The sequence below is a fragment of the Elstera sp. genome (assembly GCF_044372965.1).
Lineage (GTDB): Bacteria > Pseudomonadota > Alphaproteobacteria > Elsterales > Elsteraceae > Elstera.
On record NZ_JBILQX010000068.1, the window covers coordinates 1 to 17,160 of the forward strand.

General features: G+C 61.1%; 14 protein-coding genes. 11 read left to right on the forward strand and 3 right to left on the reverse strand.

Going from position 1 to position 17,160, the window contains the following annotated elements; translation table 11 throughout:
- Positions 1-66: 66 nt before the first annotated feature.
- The gene (locus ACIQ36_RS10360; protein ID WP_395828891.1) at positions 67-564 is read right to left on the reverse strand and encodes an Lrp/AsnC family transcriptional regulator; all 498 of its coding nucleotides are present in this window, start codon (positions 562-564) and stop codon (positions 67-69) included.
- A 66-nt stretch (positions 565-630) separates the two neighbouring features.
- Here ACIQ36_RS10360 and ACIQ36_RS10365 point away from each other — a divergent pair, with 66 nt between their 5' ends.
- The 8 genes from ACIQ36_RS10365 to ACIQ36_RS10400 all read left to right on the forward strand — a co-directional run bounded on the left by ACIQ36_RS10365 (position 631) and on the right by ACIQ36_RS10400 (position 9,935).
- Positions 631-1,662, forward strand: a complete 1,032-nt coding sequence (locus tag ACIQ36_RS10365) for a mitochondrial fission ELM1 family protein (protein ID WP_395828893.1) — start codon at positions 631-633, stop codon at positions 1,660-1,662.
- Positions 1,663-1,711: 49 nt separating this feature from the next.
- Positions 1,712-3,460 carry a glycosyltransferase family 39 protein gene (locus tag ACIQ36_RS10370; RefSeq protein ID WP_395828895.1) on the forward strand — a complete coding sequence of 583 codons (1,749 nt, stop codon included), beginning with the start codon at positions 1,712-1,714 and terminating at the stop codon, positions 3,458-3,460.
- Positions 3,461-3,463: 3 nt separating this feature from the next.
- Entirely contained in the window at positions 3,464-4,771 is a 1,308-nt protein-coding gene (locus ACIQ36_RS10375; protein WP_395828897.1) for a phosphatase PAP2 family protein, read from the forward strand.
- 92 nt (positions 4,772-4,863) lie between these two features.
- Entirely contained in the window at positions 4,864-5,829 is a 966-nt protein-coding gene (trxB, locus tag ACIQ36_RS10380; protein ID WP_395828899.1) for a thioredoxin-disulfide reductase, read from the forward strand.
- A 51-nt stretch (positions 5,830-5,880) separates the two neighbouring features.
- Positions 5,881-6,768 (forward strand): LysR family transcriptional regulator, encoded by an 888-nt coding sequence (locus ACIQ36_RS10385; protein WP_395828901.1) that lies wholly within the window; start codon positions 5,881-5,883, stop codon positions 6,766-6,768.
- Between the two features lie 418 nt (positions 6,769-7,186).
- Positions 7,187-8,302, forward strand: coding sequence for an NAD(P)/FAD-dependent oxidoreductase (locus ACIQ36_RS10390; RefSeq protein ID WP_395828903.1), 1,116 nt, complete (start codon positions 7,187-7,189; stop codon positions 8,300-8,302).
- Between the two features lie 393 nt (positions 8,303-8,695).
- Positions 8,696-9,124: a protoglobin domain-containing protein gene (locus tag ACIQ36_RS10395; protein WP_395828917.1), complete on the forward strand. Its 429-nt coding sequence runs from the start codon at positions 8,696-8,698 to the stop codon at positions 9,122-9,124.
- Positions 9,090-9,935 carry a methyl-accepting chemotaxis protein gene (locus ACIQ36_RS10400; protein WP_395828905.1) on the forward strand — a complete coding sequence of 282 codons (846 nt, stop codon included), beginning with the start codon at positions 9,090-9,092 and terminating at the stop codon, positions 9,933-9,935. The genes ACIQ36_RS10395 and ACIQ36_RS10400 overlap by 35 nt, the downstream gene beginning before the upstream one ends.
- A 74-nt stretch (positions 9,936-10,009) precedes the next feature.
- On the opposite strand, the gene ACIQ36_RS10405 is transcribed toward ACIQ36_RS10400, so the two are convergent.
- Both ACIQ36_RS10405 and ACIQ36_RS10410 read right to left on the reverse strand, forming a co-directional pair.
- Positions 10,010-10,513, reverse strand: a complete 504-nt coding sequence (locus ACIQ36_RS10405) for an arsenate reductase ArsC (protein WP_395828907.1) — start codon at positions 10,511-10,513, stop codon at positions 10,010-10,012.
- Positions 10,514-10,749: 236 nt separating this feature from the next.
- Complete coding sequence (locus ACIQ36_RS10410; RefSeq protein ID WP_395828909.1) at positions 10,750-13,473, reverse strand: DNA translocase FtsK; 2,724 nt, start codon at positions 13,471-13,473, stop codon at positions 10,750-10,752.
- A 433-nt stretch (positions 13,474-13,906) separates the two neighbouring features.
- Here ACIQ36_RS10410 and ACIQ36_RS10415 point away from each other — a divergent pair, with 433 nt between their 5' ends.
- The 3 genes from ACIQ36_RS10415 to ACIQ36_RS10425 all read left to right on the forward strand — a co-directional run bounded on the left by ACIQ36_RS10415 (position 13,907) and on the right by ACIQ36_RS10425 (position 17,052).
- The gene (locus ACIQ36_RS10415) at positions 13,907-15,178 is read left to right on the forward strand and encodes an ABC transporter substrate-binding protein (RefSeq protein ID WP_395828911.1); all 1,272 of its coding nucleotides are present in this window, start codon (positions 13,907-13,909) and stop codon (positions 15,176-15,178) included.
- Positions 15,179-15,296: 118 nt separating this feature from the next.
- A complete protein-coding gene (locus tag ACIQ36_RS10420) occupies positions 15,297-16,172 on the forward strand; it encodes a carbohydrate ABC transporter permease (RefSeq protein WP_395828913.1) in 876 nt (291 codons plus the stop codon).
- Positions 16,165-17,052, forward strand: coding sequence for a carbohydrate ABC transporter permease (locus tag ACIQ36_RS10425; RefSeq protein WP_395828915.1), 888 nt, complete (start codon positions 16,165-16,167; stop codon positions 17,050-17,052). Before ACIQ36_RS10420 ends, ACIQ36_RS10425 begins: the two co-directional genes overlap by 8 nt.
- Positions 17,053-17,160 lie beyond the last annotated feature (108 nt).

Here is a 17,160-nt window from a genome sequence, read left to right on the forward strand (position 1 = left end):
AACCCACGCGCTTTCAGTAAAAAGGGCGGCCCTAAGGCCGCCCTTTTCATTTGAAGCCTGCCCCCGTCAGCTATGGCTGCCGTCGGCCTCGTCAATATCGATCGGCACGCCCGGCATATCCTTGGTCGTGCGCATGACAAGGGCCGAGCGCACATGGGCAACATTCTTCGCCGCCGTCAGTTTGGTGGTGAGGAAACGTTGGTAATCTTCCCAATCCTGGGCGACGACCTTCAGCAAATAGTCCACATCCCCGGTGAGCAGCGCGCATTCGCGCACTTCCGCCCAGTGGGAGACCATCTCTTCGAACGCGCGCAGATCGGTGTCCGACTGACTGGACAGGCCGACTTGGGCGAAAACCGTCACCCCAAACCCCAAAGCTTCCGGGTTGATATTGGCGTGATAGCCCCGAATGAGACCGGCTTTTTCGAGAGCGCGAACCCGGCGCAGGCACGGCGGCGCGGAGATGCCCACCCGCTGCGCGAGTTCCACATTCGTCATGCGCCCGTCGGCCTGGAGATCGCGGAGGATCCGCCGATCAATCCGGTCCAACTTGATTTGTCGCATTTTTACGATCCGCCCTTGGGGTTTCTAGACATATAATTTCTTATAACCTCTCTATTCGGTTACGTCATGCCCAATTCTCAGTCAGCCGTTTCATCCGACACTGCTTTGCCACCGCTGACGGTGTGGCTGCTGTGCGACGATAAGGCGGGAACGCTCAATCAGGCGCGCGGCGTGGCCGAGCGGTTGGCAGGATTGCTGCCTAGGCCGATGGTCGTTCAAGAGCATCCCGCTCGGGCCCGGTTTCCGTTCAAATTTCTTCCAGCCCGGCTGTGGGGGCTGCTCGGGTCGAATTTTGCCGTTGCAGCCCTTATTCCGATGCTTACGCCCCCCTGGCCTGATCTGGTGATTGCCGCAGGCCGCAGCGCCGTTGCCCCCGCTGCTGCGATTCGGCGGTTGAGCGGGGGTACGACGCGCGTCGTTGCCCTTCAGAACCCGCGCATGCCGCTGCCGCGCTTCGATTTGGTGATAGCGCCGGTTCACGATGGGTTGATCGGACCAAATCTCCTTACCCTCGAGGGCGCGCCACACCGGGTTTCTGCCGCGCGTTTGGCCGAGGCCGCGGCTCACCCGCCGCCCGCCCTCGCGGCCCTCAAAGCCGATGCGGGGGCCGCCGGAAAGCCCTTCGTTGCCGTGCTTCTCGGCGGTAACAGCGCCCGTTATCGGTTCGATACCGCCACCGCCGACCGACTCGCGACCGCTGTCGCCCAGTTAGCCGAAAGCGGTGCGCGCTTGGCGATCACCCCATCGCGGCGCACCCCGCCTGGGGTGGTTGACCGGCTGCAAACCGCGCTCGCCCCCTTCCCGCATTTCTTTTGGGATGGTAGCGGCGAAAACCCGTATCTGGCCCTACTGGCCCTTGCCGATCATTTGCTGGTAACGGGCGATAGCGTGTCGATGCTCTCGGAAGCGGCGAGCACCGGCAAGCCGGTCTACCGTATCGATCTGCCGGGAAAGCCTGGGAAATTCGCGCTCTTCCATCAGCGGTTAGAGGCGTTGGGGCTCGTTCGCCCCTTCACGGGGGCCTTGTTCGAGACCGATCCGCCGCCCTTCGATGAAACTGGCCGCGCCGCCGCTGCCGTCGCGGCTTTGCTGCGGTAAGCGCCCACAGGGGCTTTTCCGCCGGACTAGAAAAGCGTATGACCCCGATATGACTCGTCTGCTGCGCCAAACGCCCCATTCGCCCGTGCCTGGGCCGGTCCCCTCGCGTCGTTCGGGAGGCTCCTCCCCCGAGGAAGGCTCGCGCTGGCACCGCCTCACCCGAGGATCGGGCCCCTGGGCGGGGCTGCTGGCCCTCTGCCTTGTGCTGTTTTTGCCAGGGATGCTGACCCTGCCGCCGTTCGACCGCGACGAAGCGCGCTTCGCCCAGGCCAGCCGCCAGATGCTGGAGAGCGGCGATTATATCCGCATCTCCTTTCAGCACGAACCGCGCAATAAAAAGCCCATCGGCATCTATTGGGCGCAGGCGGCCTCCGCCCATTTGTTCGGCGGGGACGAAGCCCCCATTGGGGCCTATCGCCTGCCCTCGGCGCTTGCGGCCACCGCTGCGGTGCTGCTGCTGTTTGCGGGATTGCGACGACAGACCGACCCGGCCACTGCCTTCCTCGCCGCCTCTCTGCTTGCGGCGACGCTGTTGACCGTGGTCGAAGCCCATCTCGCCAAGACCGACGCCGCCTTGCTCGCCTGCACCGTCGGCGCGCAAATGGCGCTGCTGCGCGCCTATCGGCCTTTGCCCGACGAAGCCGCCCTGCCGCTGCGCTACACGGCCCTGTTCTGGGGCGCGCTCGGGGCGGCGATTCTCGTGAAAGGCCCCGTCGTGCCGATGGTGGTCGGCGTCACCTTGCTCGCGCTCGGGGTTGCCGATAAATCCTGGGGGTGGCTGAAGCGCCTGCGCCCCCTGATGGGCCTGCCGCTGGCCGCCCTGATCGTCGCGCCCTGGACCCTCGCCATTCTCGCCCAACCGGGCGGCGGGAGCACGGCGGCGGGCGGGAATTTCTTCGTTGATGCCATTCGCGGCGACCTGCTGCCGAAACTGATCGGCAGCCAGGAAGGCCACGGCGCACCGCCGGGCCTCTACCTCGCCCTGCTCGCCGTGACCTTCTTCCCCGGCACGCTGCTGCTCATTCCGGCCTTACGCGCCGCCTGGAAAACGCGGCTCGACCCGCTGGTGCGCTTCGCCCTTGCCTGGGTTCTGCCCTGCTGGCTGATTTTCGAGTTGATCCCGACGAAGCTGCCCCATTACGTGCTGCCGCTCTATCCGGCCTTGGCCCTGTTGGTGGCGCGCTTTGCCCTCACCGCCGTCGTCGATCAGGTAACGCCGTGGTCGGCGCGGATTTCCCAAGTGCTGTGGGGGCTGGTGGCGCTGCTGCTGGCGACAGTCTCGGTCGGAATCGGACTGTATTTCGATCAAGCCTTGAACCCGCTGGCGGTAATCGCCGCCGCCGTGTTCCTCATCGGCGGCGGGCTAACGCTGCGGTGGGTGTGGATCGGTGCGGGTGCCCCCGCCTTAGTCAGCGCGATTACGATGGCGGCCTTAGGGTATGGCGTATTGCTCTCGGGCGTGCTGCCCGCAAGTTCCGGCTTTTTCCTGTCGCGCAGTTTGGCCGCGCAGGCCGAGGTTTTAAGCCCCGGCGCGCGGCTGGTGGCGGCGGGCTATGCCGAGCCCAGCCTCGTCTTCCTCACCCAAACCACGACCCGCCTAACCGATGCCGAGACCGCCGCCCAGCTTTTGGCTGACCGGCAGGCCGATCTTGCCTTGATCGGCGACCGCGACATCACCAAGTTCCGGGAAGCCGCCGAGGCTGCCAAGGTTCCCGTGGAGGCCCTTAGCATCGAGCGCGGGTATAATTACTCCAAGGGGCGTTGGGTGACGGTCACTTTCTTTCGGCGCGCGGGCTGATTAATGCGGGCGCTTCTCGTTTTTTGCACCGCAGCGCTGCTGGGGGCGATGTTCATTGCCGTGCCGGAGATTGACCGGGGCGTAGCGGCGCTGGGCTATCGGCCAGGCGCGGGGTTTGCTCTCGGTCAGGCCTTCCCCTTCCAGGCGCTGCACAACGCCGTTCCCTATCTTATGGCCCTCATTCCGCTTGGAGCCGTGGGACTGTGGCTCGCCCGCCGCTTGAGTGGCCTGGAAGCCGCCTTTCTGCTGCTGGCGGTTGGCCTCGGGCCGGGGCTGCTGGCCAATACGATTCTGAAAGATAATTGGGGCCGCGCCCGCCCGTCCCATACAATTGAATTTGGCGGAACAAAGCACTTCTCTCCGCCCCTGATCCCTGCCGATCAATGCGCGAAGAACTGCGCCTTTGTTTCCGGCGATGCCGCCGGAGGTTTCGCCTTTCTCGCCCCCGCGCTCCTAGTCCCGCTGGCGTGGCGACGCCGGGCGGTTTTGGCAGCCTTGGCGACGGGGGCGCTGTTCGGCGCGAACCGGATTTTGCAAGGTGGACACTTCTTCTCTGATGTCATCTTCGCTGGCTTCTTCGTTGGCGGGCTGATTTGGGCGCTGCATTGGGCGATGCTCGATCCTGGCGGCGCACGGCTACGGGCGGTTTTGGCGGCCCAAACATCGACCCCGGTGCGACGCTACCGCCTTTACGCAGCGGTCATTCTCCCGCTCATTCCCATCAGCATCCTGGCCTTCGACCGCGATATTGCCCGCTGGTCGCGCGGCCTGCCCGAGGGCCTGCGGGCGGTTTTTGAAGAGATCACCAGACTCGGCCTCGGGGTCTGGTGGCTGGTGGGTTCGGCGCTGATCGTCGCTTGGTGCGGGTTTGCAGCCTGGCGCGCGGCAGACGCTGAAACGCAGGCGCGCTGGATGGCGCGAATGCGCCCACCACTGTTCTTTTTCAGCGCCTGCGCGGTGAGCGGGATCACCAATTCCGGCTTGAAGGCCATCATCGGCCGCACGCGCCCCCGGCTGTTTTTTGATCGCGCGCTCTACACCTTCGATCCGCCCGCGCTGAAAGCCGTCTATCTGTCGCTGCCCTCCGGCCATACGGCGATGGTGTTTGCCGTCGCAACCTCGCTGGCGCTGCTGTTGCCTCGGCACTGGGCACCCGCCCTCTATAGTTTCGCCACCGTGATCGCGTTCAGCCGGGTCATCACCAATGCCCATTGGCTCGCCGACATTCTCGCGGGCTCGCTGGTGGGGATTGGCATGACGCTTTTATGTCACCAGTTCTTTGTGAAACGAGCATGGCTCATGCCTAAATAACGGACGAAAAGACAGAATTTCGGGCAACAGCCCCTTGTTTGCAGGGGCAACGCCCGGTAGGGTCATCATTGAGGAATATGGGGGTTGCAGGAATGGCGGAGCAGCGCCACACAAAGGTTTTGATTATTGGCGCGGGCCCGGCGGGCTATACGGCGGCGATTTATGCCGCGCGCGCCAATCTAAAGCCAATGCTGACCACGGGCATGACGCCCGGCGGCCAACTCACCATCACCACCGATGTCGAAAACTACCCCGGTTTTGCGGACGTGATCCAAGGTCCTTGGCTGATGGAACAGATGCGCGCGCAGGCGGAACACGTCGGCACCGAAATCGTCTACGATCTCATCACGACCGTCGATTTCAATACCCGCCCCTTCCGTGCGACCGGCGATAGCGGCACGGTTTACACCGCCGATAGCATCATCATCTGCACGGGCGCAACCGCGCGCTGGCTGGGCTTGCCTGCTGAAGAGCATTTGCGCGGGGCCGGGGTTTCCGCCTGCGCCACCTGCGACGGGTTCTTCTTCCGGGGTAAAAACGTGGCCGTGATCGGCGGGGGCAATACGGCGGTCGAAGAGGCGCTGTATCTCACCAATCACGCCAGCCATGTGACGCTGATCCATCGGCGCGATAGTTTGCGTGCCGAAAAAATCCTGCAAGATCGGCTGTTCGCCCATCCCAAGGTAACAGTGATCTGGAACCATGTGGTCGACGATATTCTCGCCACAGGCACCCCGCCGACGGTGAGTGCGGTTCGGCTGAAAAACACGCTCGATGCCTCGGTTCAAGATTTGCCCGTGGACGGCGTGTTCGTTGCCATCGGCCACGTCCCGCAAACCGAGTTGTTCAAAGGCAAGCTGGCGCTCGATAGCGACGGCTACCTCATCACCGCGCCGGATTCGACGGCAACCAATATCCCCGGCGTGTATGCGGCGGGCGATGTGAAAGATAAGCATTTCCGCCAAGCCGTTACGGCGGCGGGAATGGGCTGTATGGCGGCCCTTGAGGCCGAAAAGTTTCTCGCTAGTCAGGCCGTTCGCGCCGAAGCTGCCGAGTAACGACACCAAGCGCCCTCTCCATCCGGGAGCGGGCAGGAACGGAGGGGTAAAATGGACTGGGACAAGCTGCGTGTCTTCCTGGCGGTCGCCGAAGCGGGAAGTTTCACGCATGCCGGGGACTCGCTGAATCTCAGCCAGTCGGCGGTTAGCCGCCAAATCAGCGGGCTCGAAGATAGCCTCTCGGTTCCCTTGTTCCACCGTCATGCCCGCGGCCTGATCCTGACGGAACAGGGCGAGCTTCTGTACCGAACGACCAAGGAAATCTTCGCCAAGCTAGCGATGGCCGAGGCGATGCTAAACGAAAGCAAGGATCGCCCGAAAGGCCCGTTGAAGGTAACGACGACGGTGGCCTTCGGCTCAACCTGGCTCGCCCCCCGACTGAATGAGTTTTTGGAGCTTCACCCGGAAATCAGCCTAACGCTGCTGCTGGATGATGACGAGCTTGACCTGTCGATGCGCGAAGCCGATGTGGCCGTGCGCATGACCGTGCCGCGCCAGGCCGATCTTATTCAGCGCCACCTGACCACTTTCCACTTCCACATCGTCGCCTCGGAAGCCTACCTGAAGGAGCATGGCACGCCCGCCGATCTGGCCGATCTCGGCAATCATCGGCTGATTTGCTATGGCGACCCGAAGCGCGCGCCCTTCCCCGAAGTGAATTGGCTGCTGAAGGCCGGCGGGAATGACTTTTCCAGCCGGGCGGTGCTGAAGGTGAATAATTTCTACGCCATCTACCGGGCGGTGAAATCGGGCATCGGTATCGCGGCGCTGCCGGATTACATGACCAACGACGATTCCGGCCTGATTCGCCTGCTGCCGGACGTGGAAGTTCCCGCCGTTCCGGCTTATTTCGTCTACCCGGAAGAGCTGCGCAACTCGAAGCGCATTTCGGTTTTGCGCGACTTCCTGCTGCGTCAGGTTTCCGCCCAAGCCTTCTAATTCAGTCTCTTAAGGTGCCTCCCCCCTCCGATTGGAGGGGGGAGGCATTTTTGTTTTAAGGCTCGGTAAATGTCCGGGAGACAAAGACATGCGGGTTGCGCATGTCTGGCGCGGAATTTTGCCTCTAGTTTTGAGGCGCTTAAGACCTTAAGTCTTTTCTTGTGATTGTTGCGACGCAGCAATCGACCGGGTTCCCTCCCGGTCAGGGGTTTTTTTCAAACCCTACGTCTCCCAGACGTGAAGCCTCCCTGTTCAACTTGTCCCCGCGGTTCGCCGCGGGGCTTTTTTTTGTGCGATCAATTAAGAAGACTTACGCTGAATTTTTGTTATTTGTCTTTTTTCTGTCATGATTTGAACTTCCCCCCGCTCGCCGCTTATGCTTGGCTAGAAGCCTATCAAACGGGGGAGCGTTAGAGCCATGCGGGTGATCATTGTCGGTGGAGGGATTGCCGGGCTTTCGACGGCTTGGTCGCTGCAAAAATCGGGCGCGCAGGTGACACTGCTGGAACAAGGCCCGCTGCCCAACCCGCTGGCAAGCTCGGTCGATGATCATCGGCTCATCCGTTACCCCTATGGCACGCGCCTTGGGTTCACGCGCATGGTCGGCGAAGCCTATGCCGCCTGGGATGAAATGTGGGCCGATCTCGGTGAGCGCCATTATGTCGAAACCGGCACGCTGGTGCTGGGTGGGCCAAGCAATGCCGACAATAGCGCGACAATCGATACCTTGGCGGAAGTCGGCCTCCGGGCGGGGCACGAGGTGGAATGGCTCACCGAGGCCGATCTCGCGCGCGATTACCCGTTGCTGGAAGACGCCGCAATTGCCACCGGTGGCTATCGGCTGAACAGCGGCGGCGCGTTGCGCTGCGGGCGCATCGTGCAAGCCCTCGCCCGCCACCTCGCCTTCACCGGGCTCGATATTCGCCCGAACAGCCCGGTGATTGGCGTCGATCCCGGTCGCGGCGAAGTCACCCTTGCCAGTGGCGAGCGGCTCAGCGGCGATGCCGTGGTCGTCGCAGCGGGCGCCTGGGTAACAAAACTGCTGCCGGAACTCGGTGCCCGCGTGACACCGTCGCGGCAATTGATCGTCTATGTCGCGCCGCCCGCCGAGACGGTGGCGATTTGGCAGCGGATGCCGATGATGCTGAACATCGGCGAGAATAACGCGGGCTATTATCTGGTGCCGCCCATCCCCGGTACGGGTATGAAAATCGGCGATCACCGCTTCTCCCGTCAAGGCGACCCGGACGGTCCGCGCACGGCGACCCTTGCGGAAGCCCGCGCCGTGGTCGAACAATGCCGGGGGCATATCCGCAATCTCGACGGCTACCGGATCATCGAACCCAAAGTGTGCTTCTATACGGTGGAGCCGCGCGAGAGCTTCGTTTTCCACCAGCAAGATAAGCTGCTCGCGGTTTCGGCCTGCTCGGGACACGGGTTTAAATTTGGCTCGGTAATCGGCAAGGCGGCGGCATCCCTTCTTCAAGGTCAGCGCAGCCTCGCCGAGGTGATCGCCTGGGCAAAGGGAGATTAATCAATGAGATAGATCAAATATCGAAAAAAAAGAAAATTATCCCCAGAAAATTGGCGACTCTATATATTTCATAGATTGAAAGAAAATTTTCTTAACAATATCAGCGCTCAATATTTAAAATTATATCGATATTTTTCTTAAATCACCAAATACCTTCTCCCTACTCACCTCTGAATTTAACACTAAATTAATTGAAGCATCCCAAAATGAAATTGTCTTCATTTGAGGACATTGCTCAACCGCGCGAGACAAAACACGGGAAGCATCAACAAAATCGGAGGGGATAAAATGACAACAACGCACTCGCTGAGTGACACAGTTGAACTACCTATCTGACTCGCCTTTCTGCAAATCGATACGCAGACCAAGCAGGCTCTTATAAAAGCGCGCCCGATTGTTATGGCTGCGCTTCCCGGTATTTTGGAGGCTTTTTATCAGCATTTGCGCGGCACCCCCCAGCTTGTCGCGCTCTTTGGCAATGAGAGCGGGATCAACCGCGCCAAAACCGCCCAACTCGGCCATTGGGCCGCGATTGTCGAGGGCCGGTTCGACGATGAGTATGTCGCCCTGGTTCGGCGCATCGGGGCCACCCATAGCCGCATTGGGCTTGAGCCGCGCTGGTACATCGCAGGCTATTCTTTCATCATCACCCGCTTGACCGCGGCTCTCTCCGACCATTTTCATAGCCTCTGGCAGCCGAAGCGCGCCCTGCGAGAAACCCAGCAGGCGCAACAGGCTATCTTGAAGGCGATGATGCTGGATATGGATTTTGCGATTTCCCTCTACCTTGAGGAAAATAAGGCCTCCGCTGATCGGCGATGAGTTCAATGCCTCCATCGGAACCGTGGTTTCGGGCGTGGCCGGGGCCGTTGGGACGATGCAGTCTACGGCTGAATCGATGGCCGCCGCCGCCGAAGAAACCTCGGTACAGGCAGATTCCGTAAGCAATTCGGCGAAAGCTGCGACCGACAACGTACAGGGCGTGGCCGCCGCCGCCGAGGAACTCGCCGCCTCGATTCAGGAAATCGGCCGCCGCGTCGCCGATGCCAGCACCGTTGCCCAGCGGGCATCGGAGCGGGCCCAGGCGACCGATAAAACCGTGGAAACGCTCGTGACTTCGGCGGACCAAGTCGATGCGGTCGTCTCGATGATTAAACGTATCGCCGCCCAAACCAATCTTCTGGCCCTCAATGCCTCCATCGAGGCCGCGCGGGCGGGCGATGCGGGCCGAGGGTTTGCCGTTGTGGCCCAAGAAGTCAAAAGCCTCGCCGCCGAGACCGCGCGGGCAACCGAGGAAATCACTACCCAAGTTGCCGGCATTCAAGGGGCCAGCCGCGAATCGGTCGAGGCAATCCGGGAAATCGGCACGATCATCAACCATATCAACGCCATTGCAGCGGGTATTTCCGCCGCCGTCGAGCAACAGCAGGCCGCAACAAGCGAAATCGCGGCAAGCGTGCAACGGGCGGCCTCCGGAACGGCGGCGGTGACCGACACGATGATCGGCGTAAATGATGCCGCGCGCGATACCGGGGCTGCCGCGCGCAATGTTCTAAAAGTGGCGCAAGATTTGGGGCAGAATTCCGACTATTTGAAACGCGAAGTCACCGCTTTCCTGGCCCGGATTCAATAACCGACGTTCGTCAGAAGCGCTTTTCCGGGCCAAGACTGGGTGCTTAGCCTCAGTCTTGGCGGAATATTGCCCCCTCAGGCCGCGCGGCCGATCTCTTTCAGCGAACTTAGGAGCGATAGTTTCGTGAGGGTTTTGAACGGCAGCGCGATATAGATTTGGATGCGCCGAACCATGACGGCATAGGTTTGCTCAAAGACGATCCGCTTTTCCGCGTCCGACCCCACAAAGGCCGCCGGGTCCGGCATTCCCCAATGGGCCGTCATCGGTGCGCCCGGCCACGCCGGGCACGTCTCCAAATGGGCGGCATCACAAACGGTAAAGATGAAATCCATACCGGGTGCCCCGGGTCGGCTGAACTCGCTCCAGCTTTTGGAGCGCAGGCCGGTAACGTCATGGCCCTTTTGACGAAGCAGGTCGAGCGCAAAGGGGTTCACGGTGCCAGTGGGGTGGCTCCCCGCCGAATGCGCCCGAAACCGGTCCCCCGCGATCTGATTTAAAATCGCCTCTGCCAGAATAGAGCGGGCGGAGTTTCCAGTGCAGAGAAACAAAACATTAAAATCCGGCGTATGAACGCTCACGTTAAGCTCCCCAAAGAATTTTTTTGAAACCACGTCCCCCACTATGAGCGAGCCATATGAAGAATTTATTTCAGGTAATATATTTATTTTTCCACCGCAAATTAAAACTTATTATTGAATATACATCATCAATAACAACCATCGCCCCCATGCGGACACGAAGGTCTTTGAGAAAACTAAGGGCATCCCAGCTTAGTTTTCCCAAAACAGGCCATTTCTTCCGTTCCGCGATCTGGTTAACTCTCGCGGCGAATACTAAGCAAAACTTCGCGTTTCCCAACATGATTGGGGGCACCAACCACACCCTCCGCCTCCATCCGCTCCACGAGGCGGGCAGCGCGGTTATAGCCGATCTGAAGGTAGCGCTGGATGAAACTGGTCGAGGCTTTGCGCTCGCGCATCACCAGCGCCACCGCCTGATCGTAAAGCTCGTCCTGCGGGCCGTCACCCGCCCCACCCGAAAGGCCAAGGCCGCCCCGCTCCTCCTCGACCTCTTCTTCGGTGGTCACGCCTTCCACATAGTCGGGTAAGCCCTGACTCTTGAGGAACTGAACAACCTGTTCGACCTCTTGGTCAGAGACAAAGGGCGCGTGCACGCGGGTAATGCGCCCGCCGCCCGCCATATGCAGCATATCGCCCTGGCCGAGGAGCTGTTCGGCCCCGGCATCGCCCAGAATGGTGCGGCTATCGATCTTGCTGGTTACTTGGAAGCTGATACGCGTGGGGAAATTCGCCTTGATCGTGCCGGTAATCACGTCCACCGAAGGCCGTTGGGTGGCCATGATGATGTGAATGCCCGCAGCCCGCGCCATTTGCGCCAAGCGCTGAATAGTGGCTTCGATTTCCTTGCCCGCCACCAGCATCAAATCGGCCATTTCATCGACGATGATGACGATATAGGGCAGATGCTTGAGGTCGATGGGCTGGTCTTCAAAAATCGGCTGCCCATTGGCGCGGTCGATGCCTACGGGCACCCGGCGCGTCGGCTTTTCGCCGGTGATTTCCATTTCCGCAACCCGGCCATTATAGCCTTCGATATTGCGCACGCCGAGTTGCGCCATTGCCCGGTAGCGATCTTCCATCTCGCGCACGGCCCATTTCAGCGCCACCGCCGCTTTCTTGGGATCGGTCACAACGGGGGTCAGCAGATGGGGAATATCGGCATAGACCGACAGTTCCAACATCTTCGGATCGACCATAATCAGGCGGCAGTCTTTCGGCCCGTGGCGGTAGAGAAGCGAGAGGATCATCGTATTGATCCCCACCGACTTGCCCGACCCGGTGGTTCCGGCAATCAGCAGATGCGGCATTTTCGCAAGATCGGCCACCACCGGCACGCCGCCGATATCCTTGCCCAGAATGAGCGGCAGCCGCGCTTCCGAGGCGGCGTAAGCGTCCGAACGCAGCATTTCGCCCAAGTAGACCATCTCGCGCTGGGGGTTCGGCAGTTCAATGCCGATCACCGTGCGCCCTGGGACCACGGCGATACGCACGGCGACGGCAGACATGGAGCGGGCGATATCTTCAGCCAGCCCGATAATGCGCGACGATTTGGTGCCCGGCGCGGGTTCGAACTCATACAGCGTGACCACCGGGCCGGGGCGGACATCGACGATTTCGCCCTTGATGTTGAAGTCTTGCAACACCGATTCGAGCTGGCGCGCGTTGGTATCCAATACCTCATCTTCCACCGCCTGTTCGCGGTCGGCGGGCGGACAGGTCAGCATTTCGGCAGCAGGCAGGGCGTAGGCAGGGCGGACGATCGGCAGGGGATCGACGGCTACGGGAGGCTCGGCCTCGATCTCGGTGTCTTGTACATCCTCTTCCGTCTCCAGCAGCGATTCTTCCGCATCGGGGGCCAGGATCGGTTCGGGCTCTACCGTGACCGGCGGCGGGGCCACGAAAGGCGCATCGCGCTTCTCAATCACGATCGGCGGTAGGCTGAAGCTGCTGTCGTGGGGTTTGGCCGCCGCAAACGGGGCGGGTGCCGCCAGCGCCGCAATCGGGGCCAAGCTGGGGCTCAGGCTCGGTGGCAGAATATTGGCGAAGGGGGAATTGAGCGTTTCGGTGAGAAGCTGCGTCATCGATGCCGGGCGCGCGGGCGCGGCGACGGGAGCTTCCACCGCATCGGCCTTACGTGCGGCTTCAGCAGCTTCCTCGGCCAGCAGCGCTTCAAACTCTTCCTCTTCGGTGAGGGGGGCGGGCGTTGCCAGCACCAGGGGTTCCGGCGCAGGGGTGGCAGGCACCGCCGCAGGAACGATCGGCGCCGGCTTCACCTCCGTTGCCGCCGCGCGCAACGCCACGGCAGCCGCCGTTTCCCGGCGGGCGCGGTCGAGATCGTCGCGCAGTTGGGCAACCTCCCGGCGCAGCGAATCCGCCGCCAACCGCGCTTCGGTGGCGAGGCGTTCCGCCACCAGCCGTTCGTCTTGCAAGGCTTCGAGCGCGGCCTCTGCGCCTTTGCGGGTTTCGGCGAGCGCGGCCAGCGATTGTTCGGCGGCGATCCGATCCAGGCGAAGCTGATCCAACTCTTCGCGCACTTGATCGAGGTCGGATTCGAAATCGAGCCGTGCCCGCTCCCCTTCCGCCCGCGCCGCCACTTGAGCGGCTTCGCTTTCCTCGACGATGGTTTCCAGGCGCAACACTTGGCCCAGCAGCGCATCGCAGGCGGCGTCCCGGTCGGCAACATCGGCGTCGTAAGCGGCCTGCGCCTGCGCGCGGCCCAAGCTGATCCCTTCCTCCAGCCCGCGCAGGAAGAGCAAAGCCCCCGCCACGGCGCGCGCTTCCAAGGTTTCGCCGGTTAGCAGCAGGGGGGCAGCATCCCCCTCCGTTGGCAGCAGCGCCCATTCTAAATGGCCGTCGACAGTAACATGGGGCGACAGGCGGCAGCGATAGCCGCGCCCTTCCACCCAGGCATTGAACGCCGCCGCCGTGGTGGGGGGCAGTGCGCCTGCGTCCACCATCGGTGCATCCTCCTCCAGCACGGCTGAGTGCATAGGAACTGATGCAGAGAGCACACTCATCGGCGATTTGCCTTTCTCCGAACGGGTTAAGAGCCATTCCCTATATATCAGGTGAAGAACAAGCCGCGAAGAGCAATGTATGACAGGGTTCCTGTTAGCTTATTTTTTGGCCCTCAATGGGCCAACCGCTTCATCCCAAGTTTTATAGGTGCGACGCAATATAATTTCTGCGGCGGCGCGAAATTTGTAACAGTCTGTATCAATGTGTCGAAACCGAAACCGGCTTGAAACACGGCAACACGCTGTGTTTTTAGGCAAAGATGGTACGAAGAGACACGGCAGAGGCGCATCCCGCCTCTTTCGCCTGACCAACAAACGGGCGAGCCAGCAAGAAGCGAGGCATCGCTCACCGGTTTTCTTTGGGAGGAAGTTTATGCTGACCAATTCCCGCCGCGGCGTGCGCGCCGTTGCTCTTTCGACTGTCTTCGTCGGCGGTCTTGCCGCCTTCGCCGCCGCCGCCCAACCGCAAGCCGAAGTGCTGCATTATTGGACCTCCGGCGGTGAAGCGAAAGCCGCCGCCGCCCTGAAGGCCGATTTCGAAGCCAATGGCGGTAAATGGACCGATAACGCCGTCGCCGGCGGTGCAGGCGATGCGGCCATGACCGTGCTGCGCAGCCGCGTTCTGTCGGGCGATCCGCCCGCCGCTGCCCAAATCAAAGGCCCGAACATTCAAGATTGGGCCAAGCAAGGCGCACTTGGGAATCTGAACAAGGTTGCCGCTGCCGAAAACTGGGACAAGGTTCTGCCGCCGCAGATCAGCAGCATCATGAAGTACAACGGCAATTACGTTGCCGCCCCGGTGAATATTCACCGTATCGATTGGTTCTGGGCGAACCCCGCCGTTCTCGCGAAAGTCGGCGCGACCGCAGCCCCGAAAACCTGGGACGAATTCAATGCCCTCGCCGAAAAGCTGAAAGCCGCCGGGATCACCCCGCTGGCCCACGGCGGTCAAGCTTGGCAGGACGCCACGATTTTCGAAACCGTGGTGATGGGCCTCAATGGCGCGGCTTTCTTCAAGAAGGCCTTCGTTGATCTTGATGATGCGACGCTGCGCAGCGCCGACATGAACAAGGTCTTCGACCAGATGCGCAAGATTCGCGGCTTCGTGGATAAGGATTTCCCCGGTCGTGAGTGGAACGCCGCCACCCAGATGGTCATGAACGGCACCGCCGCGATGCAGATCATGGGCGATTGGGCGAAGGGCGAGTTCCTTGCCGCCGGTAAAGTGCCGGGCAAGGATTTCCTCTGCGCCCCCGCCCCCACCCAGGGCGGTTACCTGATGAACGTGGATAGTTTCGCCATGTTCAACGTGAAGGGCGACGATAAGCTTGCCGGGCAGCTTCTGCTCGCCAAGCTGATCGTGGGCGAAAAGTTCCAAGAAACCTTCAACGTCTATAAGGGCTCGATCCCGGCCCGTCTCGGCGTGCCGATGGATAAGTTCGACGCTTGCGCCGTTAAATCCTCGGACGATCTGAAGGCCTCGATTACCGCAGGCACGCTCGTTCCGTCGATGGCCCATGAAATGGCCACCAGCGGCGCGGTACGCGGGGCAATCCTCGATGTCGTAACGCAGCACTTCAACAGCACCATGTCCTCCGCCGATGCTTCCAAGAAGCTGGCCGATGGCGTGAAGCTGGCGAAGTAAGCAGCCTACCCTGGGCGGGGCCGCTTTGCCGGTCCCGCCTTTTCTTACTCTGTTGGGCCCGCCCGACCGGCACCATTGCGGCTGCCGGACCCGTGAGGCGATTGTCTGGAGCCCGCCGATGCAATCCTCGCTCAGATCTTCCCTCTCCCGCATTGTCGTCGCGCCCACGTTCTTGCTGGTGCTGGTCTTCGTTTATGGGTTCATCCTATGGACGGGCTACGTCAGCTTTACCGGCTCGAAGATGCTGCCGAGTTACGAATGGGTCGGTATCGATTCCTACGTCCGCCTTTGGCAGTTCGAACGCTGGCACGTAGCGATTACGAACCTTTTCATTTTCGGCTCGCTGTTTATCGTTATCTGCCTCGCCTTGGGCTGCCTGCTGGCGGTGATGCTGGACCAAAAAATCCGCGTCGAAGGCACCTTGCGGACGATTTACCTCTACCCAATGGCCCTTTCCTTCATCGTCACCGGCACGGCATGGAAATGGCTGCTGAACCCCGGCACCGGCCTGCAAGCCTTTGTGCGCGATTTGGGTTTCCCGGAGTTCACCTTCGACTGGCTGATTAACGAGCAGTTTGCGGTTTATACCCTGGTGATCGCCGCCGTTTGGCAATCCTCCGGCTTCGTCATGGCGCTGTTTTTGGCGGCCTTGCGCGGGGTGGATCAGGAGATCATCAAAGCCGCCTACCTCGATGGCGCCAGCCTGCCGCGCATTTACTGGGGCATCGTTATCCCCTCGATCCGGCCCGTGTTTCTCTCCGCCATCGTCATTCTCGCCCATTTGGCGGTGAAGAGTTTCGATCTGGTGGTGGCGCTCACCGGCGGCGGTCCTGGCTTTGCCTCCGATTTGCCCGCGAATTTCATGTACGAAATGGCTTTTCGCCGGAACCAGATCAACATTGGTGCCGCCAGCGCCGTGATGATGCTGTGTACCGTGATGGCGATTATCGTGCCCTATCTTTACTCCGAACTGCGGGGGGCAAAGCGTGGCTAATCTACAAGATCTTCCCGGCGCACGCGGTCGCTACGCGATTGTAGGGCGCGTCTTTCTCTACGCCGCGCTGTTCCTGTTCGCCGCCTATTATCTGCTGCCCTTGTGCGTGATGGTCTCGACCTCGCTGAAGTCGGCGGCGGAACTCCGCTCGGGCTCGCTCATTTCCTTGCCGCGCGATTTCAGCTTCGAAGCCTGGGGCTTTGCCTGGAATAAGGCGAATGTGGGCGTGAATGCCACGGGGCTTGCGCCCTACTTCTGGAATTCGGTGGTGATGGTCGTGCCCTCGGTGCTGATCTCCACCTTCATGGGCGCGCTGAACGGCTACGCCCTGACCAAATGGAAGTTCCCCGGCGCCAACCTGCTGTTCGGCCTCATCCTGTTCGGCAGCTTCATTCCGTTCCAACTGGTGCTGCTGCCCATGTCGATGACCCTCGGGTTCTTAGGCCTAGCGGGCACGACGGCGGGGCTGGTGCTGGTGCATGTGGTCTATGGGCTCGCCTTTACCACGCTCTTCTTCCGCAATTACTACACCTCGATCCCCGACGATCTGGTGAAAGCCGCCACGATTGACGGCGCGGGCTTCTTCCAGATTTTCTTCAAGATCATGCTGCCGATTTCGACGCCGATCATGGTCGTCTCGATCATTTGGCAGTTCACCCAGATTTGGAACGACTTCTTGTTTGGGGCCTCCTTCAGCTCCGGCGCGTCGGCCCCGATTACGGTGGCGCTCAACAATCTCGTCAACACAACCACGGGCGTGAAGCAGTACAATGTGGATATGGCCGCCGCGATTATCGCCGCCCTGCCGACCCTCATTGTTTATGTGTTCGCCGGGAAATATTTCGTCCGGGGCTTAACCGCCGGATCGGTGAAAGGGTAAGCTCATGGCCACTCTTACAATTAAGAATGTGCAGAAGCGCTATGGCAATGTTGCCGTGCTCAAGGGTATTGACCTTGAACTGCACGATGGCGAATTCCTCGTGCTGCT

Bases quoted from the DNA above. Each gene is read 5' to 3' on its own strand.
- ACIQ36_RS10360 (WP_395828891.1), bottom strand. From the start codon at position 564: ATGCGACAAATCAAGTTGGACCGGATTGATCGGCGGATCCTCCGCGAT.
- ACIQ36_RS10365 (WP_395828893.1), top strand. From the start codon at position 631: ATGCCCAATTCTCAGTCAGCCGTTTCATCCGACACTGCTTTGCCACCG.
- ACIQ36_RS10370 (WP_395828895.1), top strand. From the start codon at position 1,712: ATGACTCGTCTGCTGCGCCAAACGCCCCATTCGCCCGTGCCTGGGCCG.
- ACIQ36_RS10375 (WP_395828897.1), top strand. From the start codon at position 3,464: ATGCGGGCGCTTCTCGTTTTTTGCACCGCAGCGCTGCTGGGGGCGATG.
- trxB (WP_395828899.1), top strand. From the start codon at position 4,864: ATGGCGGAGCAGCGCCACACAAAGGTTTTGATTATTGGCGCGGGCCCG.
- ACIQ36_RS10385 (WP_395828901.1), top strand. From the start codon at position 5,881: ATGGACTGGGACAAGCTGCGTGTCTTCCTGGCGGTCGCCGAAGCGGGA.
- ACIQ36_RS10390 (WP_395828903.1), top strand. From the start codon at position 7,187: ATGCGGGTGATCATTGTCGGTGGAGGGATTGCCGGGCTTTCGACGGCT.
- ACIQ36_RS10410 (WP_395828909.1), bottom strand. From the start codon at position 13,473: ATGGTGGACGCAGGCGCACTGCCCCCCACCACGGCGGCGGCGTTCAAT.
- ACIQ36_RS10415 (WP_395828911.1), top strand. From the start codon at position 13,907: ATGCTGACCAATTCCCGCCGCGGCGTGCGCGCCGTTGCTCTTTCGACT.
- ACIQ36_RS10420 (WP_395828913.1), top strand. From the start codon at position 15,297: ATGCAATCCTCGCTCAGATCTTCCCTCTCCCGCATTGTCGTCGCGCCC.